The organism is Promicromonospora kroppenstedtii DSM 19349, from assembly GCF_000515355.1.
GTDB classification, from domain to species: Bacteria; Actinomycetota; Actinomycetes; order Actinomycetales; family Cellulomonadaceae; genus Promicromonospora; species Promicromonospora kroppenstedtii.
On sequence record NZ_KI911682.1, the window covers coordinates 2864 to 3369 of the forward strand.

A 506-nucleotide genomic window follows, 5' to 3' on the forward strand; every position below is an offset into this window, starting at 1 on the left:
GCTGCCTGCGGCGGTCCGGGGGCTGCGGGCAGCCGCCGAGGCGGCGGCCGGCTAGGTCAGCACAGTCCGGGCACCTGTTCGCCCACCACGGCACGGACCTCGTCCGGTAGCTGTGACCAGTCGTCGGCGGTGTCGAGGTCGACGGCGGTGCCCGGCCGGTCCACGACCGTCGCGGCCAGCCCGTGGGCCGCGGCTTCGTCGAGGTGCGCGGCGAGGGACCCGACGCCGAACCGGAACCGGAAGCCCCCCTCCCCTTCGAGGCCCGAGTTTCTCGCCTTTGCGGCCGCCGAAAGCGAAGAAACCCGGGCCTCGAAGGGGAGGAGCAGCAGGTTGGTGCCCGATCTGTACCGGTCCGTCGCGATCACCACCGGGGCATCCACGGCGAGGAGCGCGGCGACGTCCTGACGGGTCAGGGCGGGGAGGTCGGCGTGCGCGACCAGGAGCCGGGACCCGACGGCGTCCGCCGCCCCTGCCGTCCGCGGCCCTGCCGTCCGCGGCCCTGCCGT

Annotated in this window: 1 protein-coding gene; it reads right to left on the reverse strand. The window is 75.5% G+C overall.

Going from position 1 to position 506, the window contains the following annotated elements; genetic code table 11:
• Window positions 1–56: 56 nt before the first annotated feature.
• Window positions 57–368, reverse strand: coding sequence for a glycosyltransferase family protein (locus tag PROKR_RS14500; RefSeq protein ID WP_245605834.1), 312 nt, complete (start codon window positions 366–368; stop codon window positions 57–59).
• Window positions 369–506: the final 138 nt, after the last annotated feature.